At 61.6% G+C, this 19,069-nt stretch carries 14 protein-coding genes; 10 read left to right on the top strand and 4 right to left on the bottom strand.

Annotated elements, in window-relative coordinates; genetic code table 11:
- The first annotated feature begins 41 nt into the window (after nucleotides 1-41).
- From aldA to PMI24_RS00480, 5 genes are all read left to right on the top strand, one after another.
- Nucleotides 42-1,466, top strand: a complete 1,425-nt coding sequence (gene aldA / locus PMI24_RS00500; protein ID WP_045121622.1) for an aldehyde dehydrogenase — start codon at nucleotides 42-44, stop codon at nucleotides 1,464-1,466.
- A gap of 82 nt (nucleotides 1,467-1,548) precedes the next feature.
- On the top strand, nucleotides 1,549-2,868 hold the full coding sequence (locus tag PMI24_RS00495; protein ID WP_007950484.1) for an MFS transporter: 1,320 nt from the start codon (nucleotides 1,549-1,551) through the stop codon (nucleotides 2,866-2,868).
- 1 nt (nucleotide 2,869) lies between these two features.
- Nucleotides 2,870-4,087 carry a mandelate racemase/muconate lactonizing enzyme family protein gene (locus tag PMI24_RS00490; protein ID WP_007950483.1) on the top strand — a complete coding sequence of 406 codons (1,218 nt, stop codon included), beginning with the start codon at nucleotides 2,870-2,872 and terminating at the stop codon, nucleotides 4,085-4,087.
- 60 nt (nucleotides 4,088-4,147) lie between these two features.
- Entirely contained in the window at nucleotides 4,148-5,761 is a 1,614-nt protein-coding gene (locus PMI24_RS00485; protein WP_007950482.1) for a GMC family oxidoreductase, read from the top strand.
- A 123-nt stretch (nucleotides 5,762-5,884) separates the two neighbouring features.
- Nucleotides 5,885-6,490 (top strand): DUF6338 family protein, encoded by a 606-nt coding sequence (locus tag PMI24_RS00480; protein ID WP_007950481.1) that lies wholly within the window; start codon nucleotides 5,885-5,887, stop codon nucleotides 6,488-6,490.
- A gap of 142 nt (nucleotides 6,491-6,632) precedes the next feature.
- Here PMI24_RS00480 and PMI24_RS00475 read toward each other — a convergent pair whose 3' ends face one another.
- Nucleotides 6,633-7,532, bottom strand: a complete 900-nt coding sequence (locus tag PMI24_RS00475) for a LysR substrate-binding domain-containing protein (protein ID WP_007950480.1) — start codon at nucleotides 7,530-7,532, stop codon at nucleotides 6,633-6,635.
- Nucleotides 7,533-7,658: 126 nt separating this feature from the next.
- Between PMI24_RS00475 and PMI24_RS00470 the strand changes: the two genes are divergently transcribed.
- Both PMI24_RS00470 and PMI24_RS00465 read left to right on the top strand, forming a co-directional pair.
- Nucleotides 7,659-9,026, top strand: a complete 1,368-nt coding sequence (locus tag PMI24_RS00470; protein WP_007950479.1) for an MFS transporter — start codon at nucleotides 7,659-7,661, stop codon at nucleotides 9,024-9,026.
- Nucleotides 9,027-9,051: 25 nt separating this feature from the next.
- On the top strand, nucleotides 9,052-10,326 hold the full coding sequence (locus PMI24_RS00465) for a glucarate dehydratase family protein (protein ID WP_007950478.1): 1,275 nt from the start codon (nucleotides 9,052-9,054) through the stop codon (nucleotides 10,324-10,326).
- 46 nt (nucleotides 10,327-10,372) lie between these two features.
- Here the strand turns inward: PMI24_RS00465 and PMI24_RS00460 are convergent, their stop codons facing one another.
- A complete protein-coding gene (locus PMI24_RS00460; protein ID WP_045121616.1) occupies nucleotides 10,373-11,257 on the bottom strand; it encodes a LysR substrate-binding domain-containing protein in 885 nt (294 codons plus the stop codon).
- A gap of 159 nt (nucleotides 11,258-11,416) precedes the next feature.
- Here PMI24_RS00460 and ydiJ point away from each other — a divergent pair, with 159 nt between their 5' ends.
- The gene (ydiJ, locus tag PMI24_RS00455; protein ID WP_007950475.1) at nucleotides 11,417-14,446 is read left to right on the top strand and encodes a D-2-hydroxyglutarate dehydrogenase YdiJ; all 3,030 of its coding nucleotides are present in this window, start codon (nucleotides 11,417-11,419) and stop codon (nucleotides 14,444-14,446) included.
- A gap of 115 nt (nucleotides 14,447-14,561) precedes the next feature.
- Nucleotides 14,562-15,731: a DUF1624 domain-containing protein gene (locus PMI24_RS00450; protein ID WP_045121621.1), complete on the top strand. Its 1,170-nt coding sequence runs from the start codon at nucleotides 14,562-14,564 to the stop codon at nucleotides 15,729-15,731.
- Between the two features lie 6 nt (nucleotides 15,732-15,737).
- Here PMI24_RS00450 and PMI24_RS00445 read toward each other — a convergent pair whose 3' ends face one another.
- Nucleotides 15,738-16,643, bottom strand: a complete 906-nt coding sequence (locus PMI24_RS00445; RefSeq protein WP_007950473.1) for a LysR family transcriptional regulator — start codon at nucleotides 16,641-16,643, stop codon at nucleotides 15,738-15,740.
- A 130-nt stretch (nucleotides 16,644-16,773) separates the two neighbouring features.
- Between PMI24_RS00445 and PMI24_RS00440 the strand changes: the two genes are divergently transcribed.
- The gene (locus PMI24_RS00440; protein ID WP_007950472.1) at nucleotides 16,774-17,604 is read left to right on the top strand and encodes an oxidoreductase; all 831 of its coding nucleotides are present in this window, start codon (nucleotides 16,774-16,776) and stop codon (nucleotides 17,602-17,604) included.
- Nucleotides 17,605-17,659: 55 nt separating this feature from the next.
- On the opposite strand, the gene PMI24_RS00435 is transcribed toward PMI24_RS00440, so the two are convergent.
- Complete coding sequence (locus PMI24_RS00435) at nucleotides 17,660-19,051, bottom strand: aldehyde dehydrogenase family protein (RefSeq protein ID WP_007950471.1); 1,392 nt, start codon at nucleotides 19,049-19,051, stop codon at nucleotides 17,660-17,662.
- Nucleotides 19,052-19,069: the final 18 nt, after the last annotated feature.

The following is a 19,069-nucleotide window of genomic DNA, read 5'->3' as shown; positions in this document are numbered from 1 at the left end:
AGACTGGCGGCATCGATAAAAACAAACGATGGGCGATGCACATGCGAGTCGAGCGAAATTTTGTTAACGGCCACTTCATCGAGCCGGCCAGCGCGGCGCTGATCGCGGTCTACAACCCGGCCACCGAAGCGTTGATCGGCCAGGTATCGGCCGCCACTGCTGAAGAAGCCACGGCGGCAGTCGATGCCGCCGCCAAGGCGCAAAAGACCTGGGGCAAACTCACCAGCATCGAACGTGCCGAGCATCTGCGAGCGTTTGCGACGGCCCTTGAAGATCGCGCCGAAACCATCGGCGCCGCACTGGCCGCCGAGTCCGGCAAAAGCCATAGCGACGCCAGCAACGAAGCCCGCTATGCCGCGCAGATCACCCGTTACCACGCCGAATGGGCGCGCCGCATCGAAGGCGAGATCATTCCCAGCGACAGCCCCGACGAAAACCTGTTCCTGCACCGCGAGCCGATTGGCGTCGTCGCGTGCCTGATTCCGTTCAACTACCCGGTCTACACCCTGCTGCGCAAAATCGCTCCGGCGCTGATTGCCGGCAACACCGTGGTGGTGCGTCCGAGCAACAACACCCCGACCTCGGCATTCGAAATCGCCAAAGCCGTGGAGCAATCGGCCATGCCGGCCGGCGTAATCAATATCCTGACCATGGATCACGCCACCGCCGCAGTCGTTTGCACGCATAAAGCCGTGGGCCTGATCACCCTGACCGGCAGCGTCAACGCCGGGCGCATCGTCCTCGATTACTGCAAGGCCAACATCGCCAAGCCGTCGCTGGAACTGGGCGGCAAGACTCCGGCAATCATCGAAGCCGACGCTGATCTTGAAGCGGCCGCGAGCGCAATCATCGCCTCCAAAACCACTCACTGCGGCCAGTTGTGCACGGCAGTGGAGCGGGTCTATGTACAGGAAAGCGTCTACGACCGTTTCCTCGTGCTGCTCAAGACCAAGATTGCCGCCGTGAAGTTCGGCGACCGCGCCACAGACGCGAGCCTGATGGGCCCGCTGGTCAACGCCAGTTCGCAGAAGAACATTCACGCCATGGTCGAGCGCGCGATTGCCGACGGCGCCGTCCTCGAAAGCGGCGGCGTGCTGCCCGAAGGCCCGGGGCATTTCTACCCGCCAACGCTGCTCAGCGGTTGCCGCCAGGACATGGAAATCGTCCAGGAAGAAATCTTCGGCCCGGTGCTGCCGGTACTCAAGTACCGCGACATCGACGAAGCGCTGGCCATGGCCAACGACCACCAGTTCGGCCTGTCGTCGGTGCTCTACACCGAGAACTACCGCACCGCGCAGAAAGTCGCCAACGCCATCGAGGCCGGCGAGTTGTACGTCAACCGCACCCCGGCCGATCCGTATCAGGGCTATCACGCCGGCTGGAAACGCTCGGGCCTGGGCGGCGATGACGGCAAGCACGGCATGCTCGAATTCACCCAGACCCGACTCGTGGTCATGAAGTACTGATCCACCGCATCACGCCTCACGCTACACCTATAAAAACAATTATCAGGGCCGCCCGGAGCACGGGTCGCCCGAGGTCACTTCAATGTCCAAGCATGCATCCTCTGCTGCCGCTGTTCAGGGTTCCAACTCGGCTTCGAAAAGCCACAGCGACAAGGGAAGTCGCTATTTCCAACTGATGTTGCTGGTGCTCGCCGCCGGTGCGATCTATCCGATTCTGTACCTGCGCCAGGTCTACCAGACCACCATGCTCGAGGTGTTCCAGATCAACCACAGCGAGCTGGGTTATCTGTACTCGATGCTCGGGACGATTTTCCTGCTCAGCTACTTGCCGAGCGGTTGGCTGGCCGACCGCATCGCGCCGCGTTTCCTGATCTTCTTCTCGCTGGTGGCAACCGGCGTGCTGGGGCTGTGGTACTCGACGGCGCCGTCGATGACCGGGCTGATGATCATCTTCGGTTGCTGGGGTCTGACCACCGGCCTGACGTTCTGGGCCTCGGTGCTCAAGCGCGTGAAGATGATTGCCCATCACACCGAGCAGGGCCGGTTCTTTGGCATTCTCGATGGTGGTCGCGGGCTGGTCGAAGCGTTGTTGGCAACGGTTGCGCTGGGGTTGTTCGCCTACGCCACCGAAACCCGTGGCGAGTCCACTGCCGAAGGTTTCAAGCACGTGGTTTACCTCTACGCCTTCACCTGTATTGCCATCGGCTGTGTGCTGGTGCTGATCAAGGACCCGAAGTCGATGGAGGACACGCCGCCAGTGGAGAAGGGCAAGTTCAACCTGCTCACTGACCTGGCAACTTTGGTGAAGATCCCTGAACTGTGGCTGGTCACCGCGATCGTGTTCTGCGGTTATCACATCTTCTGGGCCACCTACAGCTTCTCGGACTACCTGCAAGGCAGCGGCCTGACCGCCGTCATGGCCGGCACCATCACCACCATCAAACTGTGGATGCGCCCGATCGGCGGCATTGGCGGCGGCTGGCTGGGGGACAAGTTTTCGAACATCTCGGTGCTGATCGTCGCGCTGTTGCTGGCGAGTCTGGCGATTGTCGGTCTGATCGTATTCCCGTCGCTCAACAGCATGGGGCTGCTGATCGCGACCGTGATTTTCATCGGCCTGATGACCTACGCGATTCGCGGTCTGTACTGGGCGATCCTCGACAGCTGCAACATTCCGCTGCGCATCACCGGACTGGCCATCGGCATCGTGTCGGTGGTCGGTTACATGCCGGATGCTTTTATCCCGTTGATCAACGGCTACCTCACTGAGCATTTCCCCGGCGCCCTCGGCTACAAGCTCTATTTCGGCTACATCGCCGCGATCGGTCTGATCGGCACCCTGGCTGCCGTGACCCTGCGTGCCCGGATCAACCGCAAATCTTTGAAAAAGACAGGTGCCTGAGATGAAAATCGTCGCCCTTGAAACCCATATCGTCGCCGTACCGCCACCGCATATCGGCGGCATGTACTGGCTGTTCGTCAAGCTCAAGACCGACTGCGGCATCGAAGGCGTCGGCGAGATCTACGCCGCGACCTTCGGCCCCAAAGCCATGCTGCCGATCATCGAAGACGTGTTCGAACGCTACCTGCTGAATCAGGACCCGCACCACATCGAACGCTTCTTCCGTCAGGCCTATTCGAGCGGTTTCACCCAGCGTCCCGACCTGACCATGATGGGCGTGGTCAGCGGTCTGGAAATGGCCTGCTGGGACATCATCGGCAAGGCGGCGAACAAACCGGTCTACGAACTGCTCGGCGGCAAGGTTCACGAACGCCTGCGTTCCTACACCTATCTGTACCCGGTCAACAGCCGTGGCGAGTACGACTACGACGACCCGGACCTGGCCGCCGAGTGCGCGATTGAAAACATGAACAAGGGCTTCACCGCCGTGAAGTTCGACCCGGCCGGGCCGTACACCGCGTACTCCGGTCACCAGATCTCGCTGGAAGTGCTGGAACGCTGCGAAACCTTCTGCCGCAAGATCCGCGAAGCGGTGGGCAACAAGTGCGATCTGCTGTTCGGCACGCACGGGCAAATGGTGCCGTCCTCGGCGATTCGCCTGGCCAAGCGCCTGGAGAAATACGATCCGCTGTGGTTCGAAGAACCGGTGCCGCCGGGTCAGGAAGAGGCGATGGCGCAAGTCGCGGCCAAGACCAGCATTCCGATTGCCACCGGTGAGCGCCTGACCACCAAGTACGAGTTCTTCAAGCTGTTGCAGGCCGGCGGTGCGTCGATTCTGCAGATGAACGTGGCGCGCTGCGGCGGCCTGCTCGAAGGCAAGAAGATCGCCAGCATGGCCGAAGCCTATTACGCGCAAATCGCCCCGCATCTGTACAACGGTCCGATCGGTGCAGCGGCGAGTTTCCAGCTAGCGGCCTGCACGCCGAACTTCCTGATCCAGGAAAGCATCGAGACCTGGGGCGGCTTCCACGCCGAGGTCCTGAAAAAGCCGTTGCAGTGGGAGGACGGCTACATCATTCCGTCCACCGAGCCGGGCCTGGGCGTGGAGCTGAACATGGACGTGGTGCGCAAGCATTCGCCGTACACCGGTGAGCGTCTGCACCTGCAAATGGCCCCGACCCCGGCCGACGTCAAAGACACATCGCCGGCCAAGGGCTGACGGGATTTCCCCGCCCGGCAACGGGCGGGTTCGATAAAAAGACTTACGCGGTAACCGTGCATGACATACGACTACATCATCGCTGGCGCAGGCGCCGCTGGCTGCGTGCTGGCCAACCGGCTCTCGGCCTCCGGCCAACACACGGTGCTGCTGCTGGAGGCGGGCGGCAAGGACAGTTCCCTGTGGTTCAAGATCCCGGTCGGCTTCGCCAAAATGTATTACAACCCGACCTTCAACTGGATGTACTACAGCCAGCCGCAGAAACACTTGGGCAATCGCGAAATCTACGCCCCGCGCGGCAAGGTCCAGGGCGGTTCGGGCTCGATCAACGCGATGATCTACGTCCGTGGCCAGGCCCATGACTTCAACGACTGGGCAGCCAACGGCAACGATGGCTGGGGCTTCAAGGATGTGCTGCCGTATTTCCGCAAACTGGAAAACCATCCGCTGGGCGACAGCGAATACCACGGTGGCAGCGGCCCGATCAGCATCACCCCGATGGCTGGCCAGACACACCCGATCTGCGACGTATTCCTCAAGGGCTGCGATGAACTCGGTTATCCGCGCAGCGATGATTTCAACGGGCCGAAATTCGAAGGCGCGGGCATCTACGACGTCAACACCCGCAACGGTCAGCGCAGCTCCAGCAGCTTCGCCCATCTGCACCCGGCGCTGAGCCGGCCGAACCTGACGGTCGAACATTACGCGCTGGTTGATCGAGTGCTGTTCGATGAAAGCCAGCAGCGCGCCACCGGTATTTCCATCACCCAGCATGGTGTGGCGCGTACCTTCACGGCGCGCAAGGAAGTGATCCTGTGCGCCGGCGCCGTCGACACGCCGAAGATCCTGCAACTGTCCGGCGTGGCAGATCGTGCCTTGCTGGCCAAGCATCAGATTCCCGTGGTGAAACACCTGCCGGCGGTGGGGCAGAACCTGCAGGATCACCTGTGCGTCAGCTACTACTACAAGGCCAATATCCCGACCTTGAACGATGAGCTGAGCTCGCTGTTCGGCCAGTTCAAACTCGGCGTGAAATACCTGCTGACCCGCAAGGGTGCGCTGGCGATGAGCGTCAATCAGGCTGGCGGTTTCTTCCGAGGCAACCCGGAGCAAAGCCATCCGAACCTGCAGTTGTATTTCAACCCGCTGTCGTATCAGATTCCGAAAAACAACAAGGCCAGCCTCAAGCCCGAACCGTACTCAGGCTTCCTGCTGTGCTTCAATCCGTGCCGCCCGACCAGTCGCGGGCACATCGAAATTGCCTCGAAAAATCCACGTGATGCGGCGCTGATCGACCCGAACTACCTGAGCACGCAAAAGGACATCGACGAGGTGATCCAGGGCAGTCGCCTGATGCGCAAGATCATGGGGGCTCCTTCGTTGAAGGGCATCACGGTTGATGAGGTTTTGCCGGGGCCGGCAGTGGAAAGCGACGAGCAGATGCTTCAGTACTTCCGTGACAACTGCGGTTCGATCTATCACCTGTGCGGCTCCTGCGCGATGGGTGCGGACGAGCAGAGTTCGGTGGTCGACAAGCGCCTCAAGGTGCATGGCCTCGACGGGTTGCGGATCGTCGATGCGTCGATCTTCCCCAACGTGACATCGGGCAACACCCATGCGGCGGTGCTGATGGTGGCGGAGAAGGGTGCGGATCTAATTCTGCAGGACGCGTAATGCGCGGTGACAGTTGATCGCGGGCGATTTTCCCGCGTGCACTAGGCTTTGAATGCCGGCTCATTACGGGCCGGCATTGCTGTTTTGGGAGGGTTGGTTTTTTGATTCAAGGAGTTGCCGATCATGGATGATTTGGTGAAAGAAGTGATTCCGCTGTTGCAGTACCTGATCCCGGGGTTTGTCTCGGCCTGGATTTTTTACACCCTGACGGCGTTCAAGCGGCCGGATACGTTCGGGCAGATTGTGCAGGCGCTGATTTTCACATTTGTGATTCACGGGATGGTGCTGGGGGTTGGAGCGGTTTGTGTGTGGGTGGGGGAGAAGGGGTTTTCTGTAGGAAAATGGGATGCGAAAGCTGAAGCGTCGTGGGCATTTTTTGCTTCGCTGGTACTCGGGTTGTTGGCCTGTTGCCTGTCAGCCAATGGCAAGTTGCATCGTTGGTTGAGCAGCAGAAACGTCACGAAACAATCTTCCTACCCCAGTCAATGGTTCAGCGCATTTGCGAAATATGATCGCGTTATCACCCTGCATTTGGATGATGAAAGGCGCGTCCTGGGCTGGCCGGTGGAGTGGCCGCCCGAGTCATCCACCGGACAGTTCCTTTTGCAATCACCGTGTTGGCTCAACAGCGATGGAACAGACGTGCCTTTTGGTGCCGAATTTTTGCTGATAGATTCCACGAAGGTTAAATGGGTTGAATTCAGCCCGATGTCAGAGGGTTCATCATGACCGCCAGAGCGCCACAACCTATGCCGCCGCACGTCGCGCGCCTGTTCTACGGGCCAGATGGGAAACAGTTGGAAAAACCATTGATCAAGGGGCCAAAGGCACCCCCACCGCTGAAGTACCCCCCGGCAATGCATCCGCATTCCTAACCCCATCCATCCTTCACCGCCCGGCGAATGCCCTCCAGCAGCATTGCAAACGCCGGGTTGTCATTGTTTTCCCGCCAGATAAGATGCAGTTCGCTCTGCACCCCTTCGCCCAGATCGATCTCGCGAAACACCACATTCCTGAACACCACACTGGTCGCGCAACGCGGCACCAGTGCCAGCCCCATGCCCGCATTGACCAGCGCCAGAATCGTCAACGAAGAACCCAGCCACTGCACGTAATCCGGAGCGACCCGGGCCGAGCGCAGCATGCCGGTGAGCAATTCGTTGAACGGCGGATAGGCTGCGTGGGAATACATCAGGAAGGGTTGCCCATCCAGATCCTTCACTGAAACCTCGTCGGCCTCGGCCAGCCGATGACCACTCGGCACCGCGAGCACAAACGGCTCGCGCACCAGGCATTCGGTGGCGTAACCCGGCTCCAGCAACGGCGCGCGGACGATGCCCAGGTCGATGCGACGGGCACGCAAGGCTTCGTGTTGTTGATAGGTGTTCATTTCGGTCAGATCGATCTTCACCTGCGGCTGCTTGAGGCGCGCCTCGGCGATGACCTTGGGTAGAAACTCGTACACCGCGCTGCCGACAAAACTGATGTTCACGGAACCGATATCACCCTCGGCAAAACGTCGGGCGGTGACGGCGGCCTGTTGCGCGCGCTCAAGCAGGTTCTGCGCCTCGATGAAAAACGCCCGGCCGGCAGCGGTGAGTGCCACGCTGCGTGTGCTGCGGGTAAACAGTTCGACACCCAAGTGATGCTCCAGCAACTGGATCTGCCGGCTCAGTGGCGGCTGGGTCATGTTCAACCGCTCGGCAGCGCGACGAAAGTTGAGTTCGGTGGCGACAGTGGTAAAGCAGCGCAATTGGGTCAGTTCGAACATTGATCTAATCCAGGTATCAATCGAATGCCAAGTTAGATTAGACGGGATCAATTGCCCCGTCCATGATCGCTCTACGCCTCAAAGGCCACCGCTATCCCTACAAAAACAAAGATCGGGAGTCGCCCCTTGAATATCCTCCAGAGTCCGCCGGACATCACGGTACTCGCCCGCGCCGCCGCCAAGGTCAAGCGCCATGTGCTGCCGTTGTTCGTGGTGATGTTCATCGTCAACTACATCGATCGGGTCAACATCGGCTTCGTGCGCAGTCATCTGGAAACCGATCTGGGTATCGGCGCCGCTGCCTATGGCCTTGGCGCCGGTCTGTTTTTCATCGGTTACGCCTTGTTTGAAGTGCCGTCCAACATGCTTCTGCAACGCTACGGCGCGCGCGCCTGGCTGACGCGGATCATGTTCACCTGGGGCGCCGCGGCGATGGCCATGGCGTTCGTCAAAGGCGAAACCAGTTTCTACGTGTTGCGCTTCATCCTGGGCGCTGCCGAGGCCGGGTTCTTCCCGGGGATCATTTATTACTTCACCCAATGGCTGCCGGCCTCGGAGCGCGGCAAGACCATGGCGGTGTTTCTCAGCGGTTCGGCGATCGCTTCGGTGATATCCGGTCCGGTGTCCGGCGCGCTGTTGCATATCAGCGGCTTGGGCCTGCACGGCTGGCAGTGGATGTTCCTGATCGAAGGCGCCGCGTCGGTGGTGCTCTGCGGGTTCGTCTGGTTCTGGCTGCAATCCCATCCGCGTCAGGCCAAGTGGCTGAGCGAGGAGGAGCGTGAAGCGCTGGTGACGGCAATCGCCGAGGAGCAGCGTGCCCGCGAAGCAACCCACGTCGCCAAACCTTCGATGTTCAAACTGCTGGCGGACCGGCAGATCGCACTGTTCTGCTTCATCTACTTTTCCATCGCCCTGACCATCTACGGCGCCACCTTCTGGCTGCCGAGCATGATCAAGAAGATGGGCAACCTCGGCGACTTCCAGGTCGGGCTGTTGAACTCGGTGCCGTGGATCATTTCCATCGTCGCGATGTACGGCTTTGCGGCGCTGGCCGGCAAGTGGAAATTCCAGCAGGCGTGGGTTGCGCTGACCCTGGTGATTGCTGCGTTCGGCATGTTCATGTCCACCACTGGCGGGCCGATTTTCGCCTTCGTCGCCATCTGTTTTGCGGCCATCGGCTTCAAGGCGGCTTCGGCACTGTTCTGGCCGATTCCGCAAAGCTATCTGGATGCCCGTATCGCGGCGGCGGTGATCGCGCTGATCAACTCCATCGGCAACCTCGGCGGCTTCGTTGCGCCGACCGCGTTCGGCTTTCTGGAGCAGACCACCGGCTCTATCGAGGGCGGTCTGTATGGCCTCGCCGCGACTTCGCTGGTAGCGGCGGTAGTGATTTTCTTCGCCCGCATGGCGCCCGGCGCCAAAGGCAACACCCCGGCAAAGCCTGAACCCGAAACCGCTGTTGCGCCGACGGCCAGCCCGGTGGCGAGCCACTGATTTCCGACTCAACAGGAGCGTCATTTTGAAAATCACTCGCGTAACCGTCACTCCGATTGCCTTCCGTGATCCGCCGCTGCTCAACGCCAGTGGCATCCACGAACCGTTTGCCCTGCGCTCGATCATCGAGATCGAGAGCGACAACGGTTACATCGGCCTCGGCGAAAGCTATGGCGATGCCCCGGCGCTGGCGATCCAGCAACAGTTGCAGTCGCAGTTGATCGGCCTCGATCCGTTCAACCTCAATCAGTTGCGTCGGATCGTTCAGGCGACGGTCGCTGCCAACAAACCGGCCAGTCTGGCGGGTGCTGAACTCGCCCCCGGTTCCCACGCCAGCAAGGCCGTCAGCAACGCGTATTCGGCGTTCGAAGTGGCGTTTCTCGACCTGCAGGCTCGCTACCTGAACGTGCCGCTAGTGGATCTGCTGGGCGGTGCGGTGCGCGATGAAGTGCCGTTCAGTGCCTACCTGTTTTTCAAGTATGCGCAGCACGTCGATTCACCGTACAAACCGGACAACTGGGGCGAGGCGCTGAACGAACAGCAGATCGTCGCCCAGGCCGCGCGAATGATCGAGGCTTATGGCTTCAAGAGCATCAAGCTCAAGGCCGGCACGCTGCCGCCGGAACACGAAGTGGCGTGTATCAAGGCGCTGAAAAAGGCCTTTCCCGGTTATCCGCTGCGCATCGATCCCAACGGCAACTGGTCGCTGGAAACCTCGATCCGCATGGCCGAGTTGCTGGGTGATGATCTGCAGTATTACGAGGATCCGACCCCGGGCCTCGACGGCATGGCCGAACTGCACAAACGCACCGGTCTGCCGCTGGCGACCAACATGGTGGTCACCGATTTCGACGAGTTCCGTCGCAGCGTGGCGCTGAATAGCGTGCAGATTGTCCTCGCCGATCACCATTACTGGGGCGGCCTGCGCGACACCCAGACCCTGGCGAAAATGTGCGACACCTTCGGCCTCGGCGTGTCGATGCACTCCAATTCACACCTGGGCATCAGCCTGATGGCGATGGCGCACGTGGCAGCTGCCGTGCCGAATCTGGACTACGCCTGCGACACCCATTACCCGTGGCAGGAACCGGATGAAGAGGTGATCAAGGGCGGCAAACTGCCGATCGTCGATGGCTGCGTGAAGATCACTCGCGCACCGGGCTTGGGGTTGGAACTGGATCACGATCAACTGGGCAAGCTGCACGATCAGTACCTGACCTGCGGCATTCGCCAGCGCGATGATGTGCGGCAGATGCAGCGCTACAAACCTGACTGGAAAGCGCTGAAGCCGCGGTTCTGAGTTCACCGGCCTGCTCGCGATGCCAATGATCTGGCGATGTAGAAACTCAGAGCGTACGCATCAACCAGTCGCGAAACGCCTTCAGGGACGCCAGCGACTCATTGCGCGCCGGGTACACCAGGTAATAGCTGCGCCGGCTGCTGATTGGTTCGCCCAGTTGCAGCAGCTCGCCGTTGTGCAACTCATCCTCCACCAGAATCCTCGGCACCAGGCCGATGCCGATATTGGCGCGCACCGCCTGGATCAAGTGCGAGGTCATCTCGAAACTCGGGCCGATGCGCATGCTGCGATGGGGCAGGGCGTGATGACTGAACCACTCGGACCAGGCCTGAGCGTTGCTGCTGACGTTGAGCAGCAGTTGCCCGGCGATGTCCTTGTCGGCAGCGAGACGTTCGGCATCGGACAGCTGCGTACTGGCGATCACCACCAGCTCTTCGGTGTGCAGGCGGTGGGCGGTCAGCCCCGGCCAGTCGCCGCCACCGACGCAAATCGCCGCGTCGATTTCGCTGATGTCGAAATCGATGGTTTCGATGCGTGAATGCAGGTGCACCGTCATGCCCGGGTGCGCGGTGTAGAAATCCTTCAGACGCGGCAGCAGCCATTTGGAGCCAAAGGTCGGCAGGGTCGCCAGGCGCAGACTGTGGATGCCCGAGCCAAACGCCATGGCCTGCAAGGTCGCACTGCGGATCTGGCCGAGGGCTTCGGACAGTTCACGCTGATACATGCGCCCGACGTCGGTAAGGATCACCCGCCGGCCTTCGCGGCTGAACAGGCGCATGCCGAGCATCTTTTCCAGAATCTGCACCTGACGACTGACCGCGCTCTGGGTCAGCGACAGTTCGTGGGCGGCGCGGGTGTAGCTTTCATGGCGTGCGGCGGCTTCAAACGCCAGCAGCAATGACATCGAGGGAGTAAGGGTTCGCGGATTCATTCGTTTTAGTCATGGATTGCGGGTCGATTTTACGGTTGTCCCGACATCGCTCTGCAATGAACATAAGGCCTATGAGATGGCGGGAGCGTGACGCAATCATTCATTGCGCACAACTGTTCACCGCCACACGGCCCGTTTTTGACCGAGATTGCCCTCCCGATGATTGCCCAGCTGTCGCCTTCCACCGCGCTGAACACCGATTACCAACAGTTTCTCAAAGCCCTTGAAACCGGCGGTTTTCGCGGCGAAATCAGTGCCGACTACGCCAGCCGCGTAGTGCTGGCCACCGACAACTCGATCTACCAGCGCTTGCCGCAAGCGGCGGTGTTCCCACGCGACGCCGACGACGTGGCGCTGCTGGCGCGCCTGATCGCCGAACCGGCCTACCAGAAAGTGGTGATCACGCCTCGCGGCGGCGGCACCGGCACCAACGGCCAGTCGTTGACCGACGGCATCGTCGTCGACCTGTCGCGGCACATGAACCGCATCCTCGAAATCAACGTTGAACAGCGTTGGGTGCGGGTGCAGGCCGGCGTGGTGAAGGATCAACTGAACGCCGCGCTGAAATCCGCCGGGCTGTTTTTCGCCCCGGAACTGTCGACTTCGAACCGTGCAACCGTCGGCGGCATGATCAACACCGACGCCAGCGGCCAGGGCAGCTGCACTTACGGCAAGACCCGCGACCACGTGCTGGAGCTGCACATGGTCCTGCGCGGTGGCGAGCGTTTGCACGGCCGCCCGCTGGAAGAAAGCGAACTGGCAGCGGAATGCGCCCGCGAGGGCCGGGCCGGCGAGGTGTATCGCTGCGCGCGGCAGATCATCGACGAGCAGGGCGAACTGATCCGGGAAACCTTCCCCGATCTCAACCGCTGCCTGACCGGCTACGACCTGGCGCACCTGCGCGAAGCTGACAACCGTTTCAACCTCAACAGCGTGCTGTGCGGCGCTGAAGGTTCGCTGGGGTTTGTGGTCGAGGCCAGGCTCAACGTGTTGCCGATTCCCAAGCACACGATGCTGGTGAACATTCGCTACGCCGGCTTCATGGATGCCTTGCGCGATGCCCGCGCGTTAATGGCGCTCAAGCCATTGTCGATCGAAACCGTCGATTCCAAAGTGCTGTTACTGGCGATGCAGGACATCGTCTGGCACGGCGTCGCCGAATACTTCCCTGAAAGCGCCGAGCGGCCGACGCTGGGGATCAACCTGGTTGAGTTCTGCGGTGACGATCCCGAGGAACTGCAAGGTCGGGTCGAAGCCTTCGTCCAGCATCTGGGCACCGACGCCACGGTCGAGCGACTGGGGCATACGCTGGCCGTCGGGCATGCGGCGGTGAATCGTGTCTACGGCATGCGCAAACGCGCAGTGGGCTTGCTCGGCAACGTCGCCGGTGAAGCGCGGCCACAGCCGTTTGTCGAAGACACCGCTGTGCCGCCGCAGCACCTGGCCGAGTACATCGCCGAACTGCGCGACCTGCTCGACAGCCATAAGCTGCAATACGGCATGTTCGGCCACGTCGATGCCGGCGTGCTGCACGTGCGGCCGATTCTCGACATGAAGGATCCACAACAAGCCGCACTGGTGCGCCCGGTGTCGGACGGCGTCGCCGCGCTGACCCAGCGTTACGGCGGCCTGCTGTGGGGCGAGCACGGCAAGGGCCTGCGCTCGGAGTACGCGCCGGCCTTTTTCGGCGAGTTGTACCCGGCGCTACAAGCCTTGAAAGCGGCGTTCGATCCGTTCAACCAGTTCAACCCCGGCAAGATCGCCACGCCGAACATTCCCGGCGCGGCATTGCTGAAGATCGACGAAGTGACCCTGCGCGGCGAACTCGACCGGCAGATCGACGAAAAAGTCTGGCAGGACTACGGCGCGGCCATGCACTGCAACGGCAACGGCGCCTGCTACAACTTCGATCCCGACGATGCGATGTGCCCGTCGTGGAAAGCCACCCGCCAGCGTGCGCAATCGCCCAAGGGCCGCGCCTCGCTGATTCGTGAATGGCTGCGGTTGCAGGGCGAGGCGGGTGTTGATGTGTTGGCCGATGCCAGCCGCCGTCCGCCGTTTTTCAGCACATTGCTGCAGCGCTGGCGCAACAGCCGTGCGCAGGAACAGGACTTCTCCCACGAGGTGTACGACGCCATGGCCGGGTGCCTGGCGTGCAAATCCTGCGCGGGGCAGTGCCCGGTGAAAGTGAACGTGCCGGACTTCCGCTCGCGGTTTCTCGAGCTGTACCACACCCGTTATCTGCGGCCGGCGCGGGATTATCTGATTGCCTCGCTGGAGTACACGATTCCGTACATGGCGCGGATTCCGTTGCTCTACAACGGCTTGATGGGCGCCTCGTTCAGCCGTCGCTTGATCGAGCGCCTTGGCGGCATGGTCGATGTGCCGTTGCTCAGTCGTTTCGATTTCCACGCGGCGATGCGTCGCTGGCAGGTTCAGCCGGCGTCGGTCGAGGTACTTTCGGCGCTGACCCAGGCACAACGTGAACGCAGCGTGGTGCTGGTGCAGGATGCGTTCACCCGTTACTTCGAAGCACCGCTGCTGGCGGATCTGATCGAGCTGATTTCGCGCCTCGGTTATCAGGTTTATCTGGCGCCGTTCAGCGCCAACGGCAAGCCGCTGCATGTGCAGGGTTTCCTGTCGGCGTTCAATCGCGCGGCGTTGCGCAATGCCGGGCAATTGCGCGCGCTGGCCGAGATCGGCGTGCCGTTGGTGGGGCTCGATCCGGCGATGACCCTGGTCTATCGCCAGGAATATCTGAAAGTGCCGGGGATGGAGAAATGCCCGGAGGTGGCGCTGGTGCAGGAGTGGTTGCTCAAGGTCATACCGGAGCAGACCGACCAGCGCCGCGCCGAACCCTTCCGCCTGCTAGCGCACTGCACCGAAAAAACCAACGCACCGACCGCCACCCGGCAATGGGAACAGGTGTTCGAACGCGTCGGCCTGAAGCTGGCGACCCAGGCCACCGGTTGCTGCGGCATGTCCGGCACTTACGGACACGAAGCGCGCAATCGCGAAACCTCGGCGGTGATCTACGAGCAATCCTGGGCGAAGCAGATCGAGGCGCCGGTGGAGAAGGGCGAGGCGCTGGCCACCGGGTATTCCTGCCGCAGTCAGGTCAAGCGCCAGGCCGATCAACAGCTGCGCCATCCGTTGCAGGTTGTGCTGGAAATCCTGCGTACAGCGTAATCTCTGGTTGAGAACCGCTAGCGATTGGATCGACTTTTCATGTTATAAGGTAACGCAAATTATGCGGCCGCTTTCGGGCGGCTGCATCGATCAACCTTTCGATTGCGATACCTCCATGACGATTGCGGTTCCCCGTTCTGCCCCCTCGGCGACTGGCCGGTTGCTGTCCATTGATGCGCTGCGTGGCCTGGTGATTCTGTTCATGTTGCTGGACCACGTGCGCGAAACCTTTCTGCTGCATCGTCAGGTCACCGACCCGATGGACATCGCCAGCACCGAGCCCGCGCTGTTCTTCAGCCGTACCCTTGCGCATTTGTGCGCGCCGGTGTTCGTGCTGCTGACCGGGTTGTCGGCGTGGCTGTTCGGCGAGAAGTACGACGGCAAGGCTGACGTCAGTGCCTTCCTGTTCAAGCGCGGTTTGTTTCTGGTCGCGCTCGAATTCACCCTGGTGAATTTCGCCTGGACGTTCCAACTGCCTCCGACCGTGATCTACCTGCAAGTGATCTGGGCGATCGGCCTGAGCATGATCGCGTTGTCACTGCTGGTCTGGCTGCCACGCTGGCTGCTGTTGACGCTGAGCCTGACGATCATCGCCGGGCACAACCTGCTCGACGGACTGCACTTCGCAACCGAGTCGGCACTGCACGTGCCATGGGCAATCCTGCATGACCGGGGCTGGATCGAGGCCGGCGAGACTTTGCGCTTGCGCACTTCGTACCCGTTGCTGCCGTGGATCGGCGTGATCGGATTGGGTTACGCGCTGGGGCCGTGGTTCGCTCGCGCAGCCGATGCAGGTGTGCGCCAGCGCCGTTTGTTGATTGGTGGCGTCGCCGGGCTGCTGGGATTCGTGGCACTGCGGTTGGTCAACGGTTACGGCGAGAAACCCTGGGCCTTCGGTGACAGCGGTCTGCAAACCCTGATGAGCTTTTTCAACATCACCAAATACCCGCCGTCGCTGTTGTTCATCACCCTGACGGTGAGCGTTGGGCTGTTACTGTTGCTGGTGTTCGAGCGCGCGCAGGATCGGCGCTGGATTCGCTGGCTGACGGTGTTCGGTTCGGCGCCGATGTTTTTCTACCTGCTGCACCTGTATGCGCTGAAGGTGTTGTACCTGATCGGCGTGGCGCTGTTCGGGCTTAATCAGGGAACGTATTTCGGTTTCTCGACGGTGACGGCGGTGTGGCTGGCGGCGGTGGTGCTGGCGGTCGCGCTGTTCCCGGCCGTGCGCTGGTTCTCGGGAGTGAAGGCCCGGCGCCGCGACATTGCCTGGTTGAAGTACCTGTAAGGCGGCTTAGCCCGCTTTGCCTTCGCGGGCATTGCGGGCGAAATCGATAAATGCCTTGAGCGGCGCCGGTACGTGGCGTCGGCTCGGGTAGTACAAATGCAGGCCGGGATAGTACGGGCACCAGTCCGCCAGCACCTGCACCAGCCGCCCGCTAGCCAGGTGTTCCCGGGCCATGTCCTCGAAGACATACGCCAGTCCCAAGCCCTGCAACGCGGGGCCGATCATCAGGCTGACATCGCCCAGAGTCAGCGGGCCGTTGACCTCGATTTCCTGAACGATGCCACCGCGTTCGAATTCCCAGCGGTACAGCGCGCCGCTGGGAAACCGATGACGGATGCAGGGCAGAGCGTGCAGATCCTCCGGTTTTTGCGGCGCGGTGTGCCGCTCCAGAAACGCCGGTGAAGCGACCACCACCGAACGCAGGGTCGGCCCGATCGGCAGCGACACCATGTCCGCCTCCAGCCGATTGCCGAACCGCACCCCGGCATCAAAACCGCCGGCGACGATATCCAGCAGCGCATCGCTTTCAACCACTTCCAGGCGAATGTCCGGATAGGCCTGCAGGAACGCCCCGGCAATCGGCAGCAACACCAGTTCGCAAGCCTGGCGTCCGGCAGTGATGCGCAGGTTACCGGAAGGTTTGTCGCGAAAGTGGTTGAGGTCTTCGAGGGCGTCGTCGATGTCGCGAAACGCCGGTTTCAGCCGCGCATACAGCCGTTCGCCAGCTTCGGTAAGCGCCACGCTGCGGGTGGTGCGATTGAACAGACGTACGCCGAGGCGATTTTCCAGTGCTCGCAATGAATGGCTCAGGGCCGAGGGTGTCAGGCCCAGATCCACCGCCGCCCGGCTGAAATTCAGGTGCTGGGCAATGCAGAGAAAGATCGACAGATCCGCGGTGGACGGGTTTTTCATTTGTGAGCGCCTTTCACAAAGTCATGCAAATTTGTTGGGATTATCACATCAGTAGCACGCCTTTAAAGTCGACTCAACTCATCAAGAAGGCCCGGCAATCTCGCCCGGGTCACCGACAGGAGGAGTTGATATGCGTACCTGGCTGATTACCGGAGCTTCCCGTGGTTTTGGCACCCTTATCACTGAACAGGCCCTGCGTGCCGGTGACGCGGTGATTGCCACCGCCCGCAACCCGCAAGACATCACCGACCGCCTCGGCGATAACCCGAACCTGCTGGCGGTGCGCCTCGATGTCACCCGCGAAGAGGAAGCCCACCAAGCGGTGGCAGCAGGCATCAAGCGCTTCGGCCGTATCGACGTGCTGATCAACAATGCCGGCTTCGGCGTGTTGGGCGCCGTTGAAGAAACCAGCGCCAGCGAAACCGAGCGCCTGTTCGCCACCAACGTGTTCGGTCTGCTCAACGTCACCCGCGCCGTGCTGCCACACATGCGCGCCCAGCGCAGCGGACGGGTCATCAATATCTCGTCGATTGGCGGTTATCAGGCGTACATGGGCTGGGGCGTCTACGGCTCGACCAAGTTCGCGGTGGAAGGCATCAGCGAAGCGTTGCATCAGGAACTGTCGCCGCTGGGCATTCATGCCACGGTGGTCGAACCGGGCTTCTTCCGCACCGACTTCCTCGACGAACAATCGCTGATCAAGACCGCGCTGGTACTGCCGGACTACGACGAAACCGTCGGCAAGATGCGCACCTTTGCCGAAGCGGCCAACCATGCACAACCGGGCGATCCGCTGAAGTTTGCCGAAGCGATGCTGGCGCTGGTCAACGCACCGAACCCGCCGCAGCGGCTGGCGCTGGGCAGCGACACGATTGCGCGGATCGAAGCGAAGAACCGCTTGGTGGCGCAGGAGTTGGCAGAGTGGAATGAGCTGGCGCTGTCCACGGATTTCAAGGACTGAAAGTGTTAGCGCAAAAAGAAACCGGGCCTGGCCCGGTTTCTTTTTGTTTGCTGACTCAGCGGCGATCCAGCCACACCGTCTGCGCATTGCAGAACTCGCGAACGCCGAAGTGCGACAGCTCACGGCCGAAACCGCTTTTCTTCACGCCGCCGAAGGTCACGCGCGGATCGCTGGCGGAGTAGCCGTTGATGAACACGCCGCCGGTTTCCAGTTCGCTGGTCAGTTGCTGGGCCAGGGCGACGTTGGCGGTGTAGATCGTGGCGGTCAGGCCGAACTCGCTGTCGTTGGCCAGGGCCACGGCGTGAGCGCAGTCGCGGGCGGTGATGATCGAGGCCACCGGGCCGAACAATTCCTGCTTGAACGAGGTCATGCGGTCGGTGACGTCGGCCAGTACGGTCGGCTCGTAGTAGTTGCCCGGGCCTTGGGCCTTGCCGCCACCGAGCAGCAGGGTGGCGCCTTCTTCGAGGGTGTCGCGCACTTGTTGATCCAGCTCGTCACGCAGATCGAAACGAGCCATCGGGCCGATGTAGTTGTCGGCGGACAACGGATCGCCCATCTTCAACTGGCGGGTGGCTTCGACGAATTTGCGGGTGAATTCTTCGACCACGCCTTCTTCGATGATCAGGCGTTTGGCGGCAGCGCAGACTTGCCCTGAGTTCTGGTAACGACCGATGACTGCGGCTTGCACGGCTTCGTCGATATCGGCGTCGTTGAGCACGATGAACGGGTCGGAACCGCCCAGCTCCAGCACGCATTTCTTCAGCGCGGCACCGGCCTGTGCGCCGATGGCCATGCCGGCGCGAACGCTGCCGGTCAGGGTCACGGCAGCAATGCGCGAGTCAGCAATGGCGGTGGACACGCCTTCCGGGGTGACGTTGATCACTTCAAATACGCCATCGGCAAAACCGGCGCGGGTGAAGGCATCGCGCAGCAGATAGGCGCTGCCCATCACGTTCGGCGCGTGCTTGAGCACGTAGGTGTTGCCGGCGATCAGCGCCGGGACTGCACCGCGCAGCACTTGCCAGATCGGGAAGTTCCACGGCATCACGGCGAGGATCGGGCCGAGTGGACGATACTCGATGCGCGCCTTGCCGCCTTCGACCAGCGTCGCTTCGGCGTTGAGCATGGCCGGGCCGTGTTCGGCGTACCACTCGCAGAGCTTGGCGCATTTCTCGATTTCGCCACGGGCCTGGGCGATCGGCTTGCCCATTTCCTGGGTGATCATGGTCGCCATGGCTTCGCTGCTGTCACGCAGAGCACCGGCCAGCGCAGTCAGGGCGCGGGAGCGATCCTGCAGCGGTTTGCGTTTCCACTTGTTGAAACCGAACGCGGCGCGGGTCAGTGCAGCGTCGAGGGCTTCGGCGGATTCGAAGGCGTAGTGACCGATCTGCTTGCCGGTGGCGGGGTTGATCGAGATGGCGTGGGTCTGGCTGGAAATCGGGCTCATGGCATCGTCCTGCGAGGT

Origin of the sequence: Pseudomonas sp. GM25 (assembly GCF_000282255.1) — a bacterium.
GTDB classification, from domain to species: Bacteria; Pseudomonadota; Gammaproteobacteria; order Pseudomonadales; family Pseudomonadaceae; genus Aquipseudomonas; species Aquipseudomonas aphyarum.
Note: the sequence above shows the minus strand (reverse complement) of the source record. Positions and strands in the feature narration are given on the sequence as shown.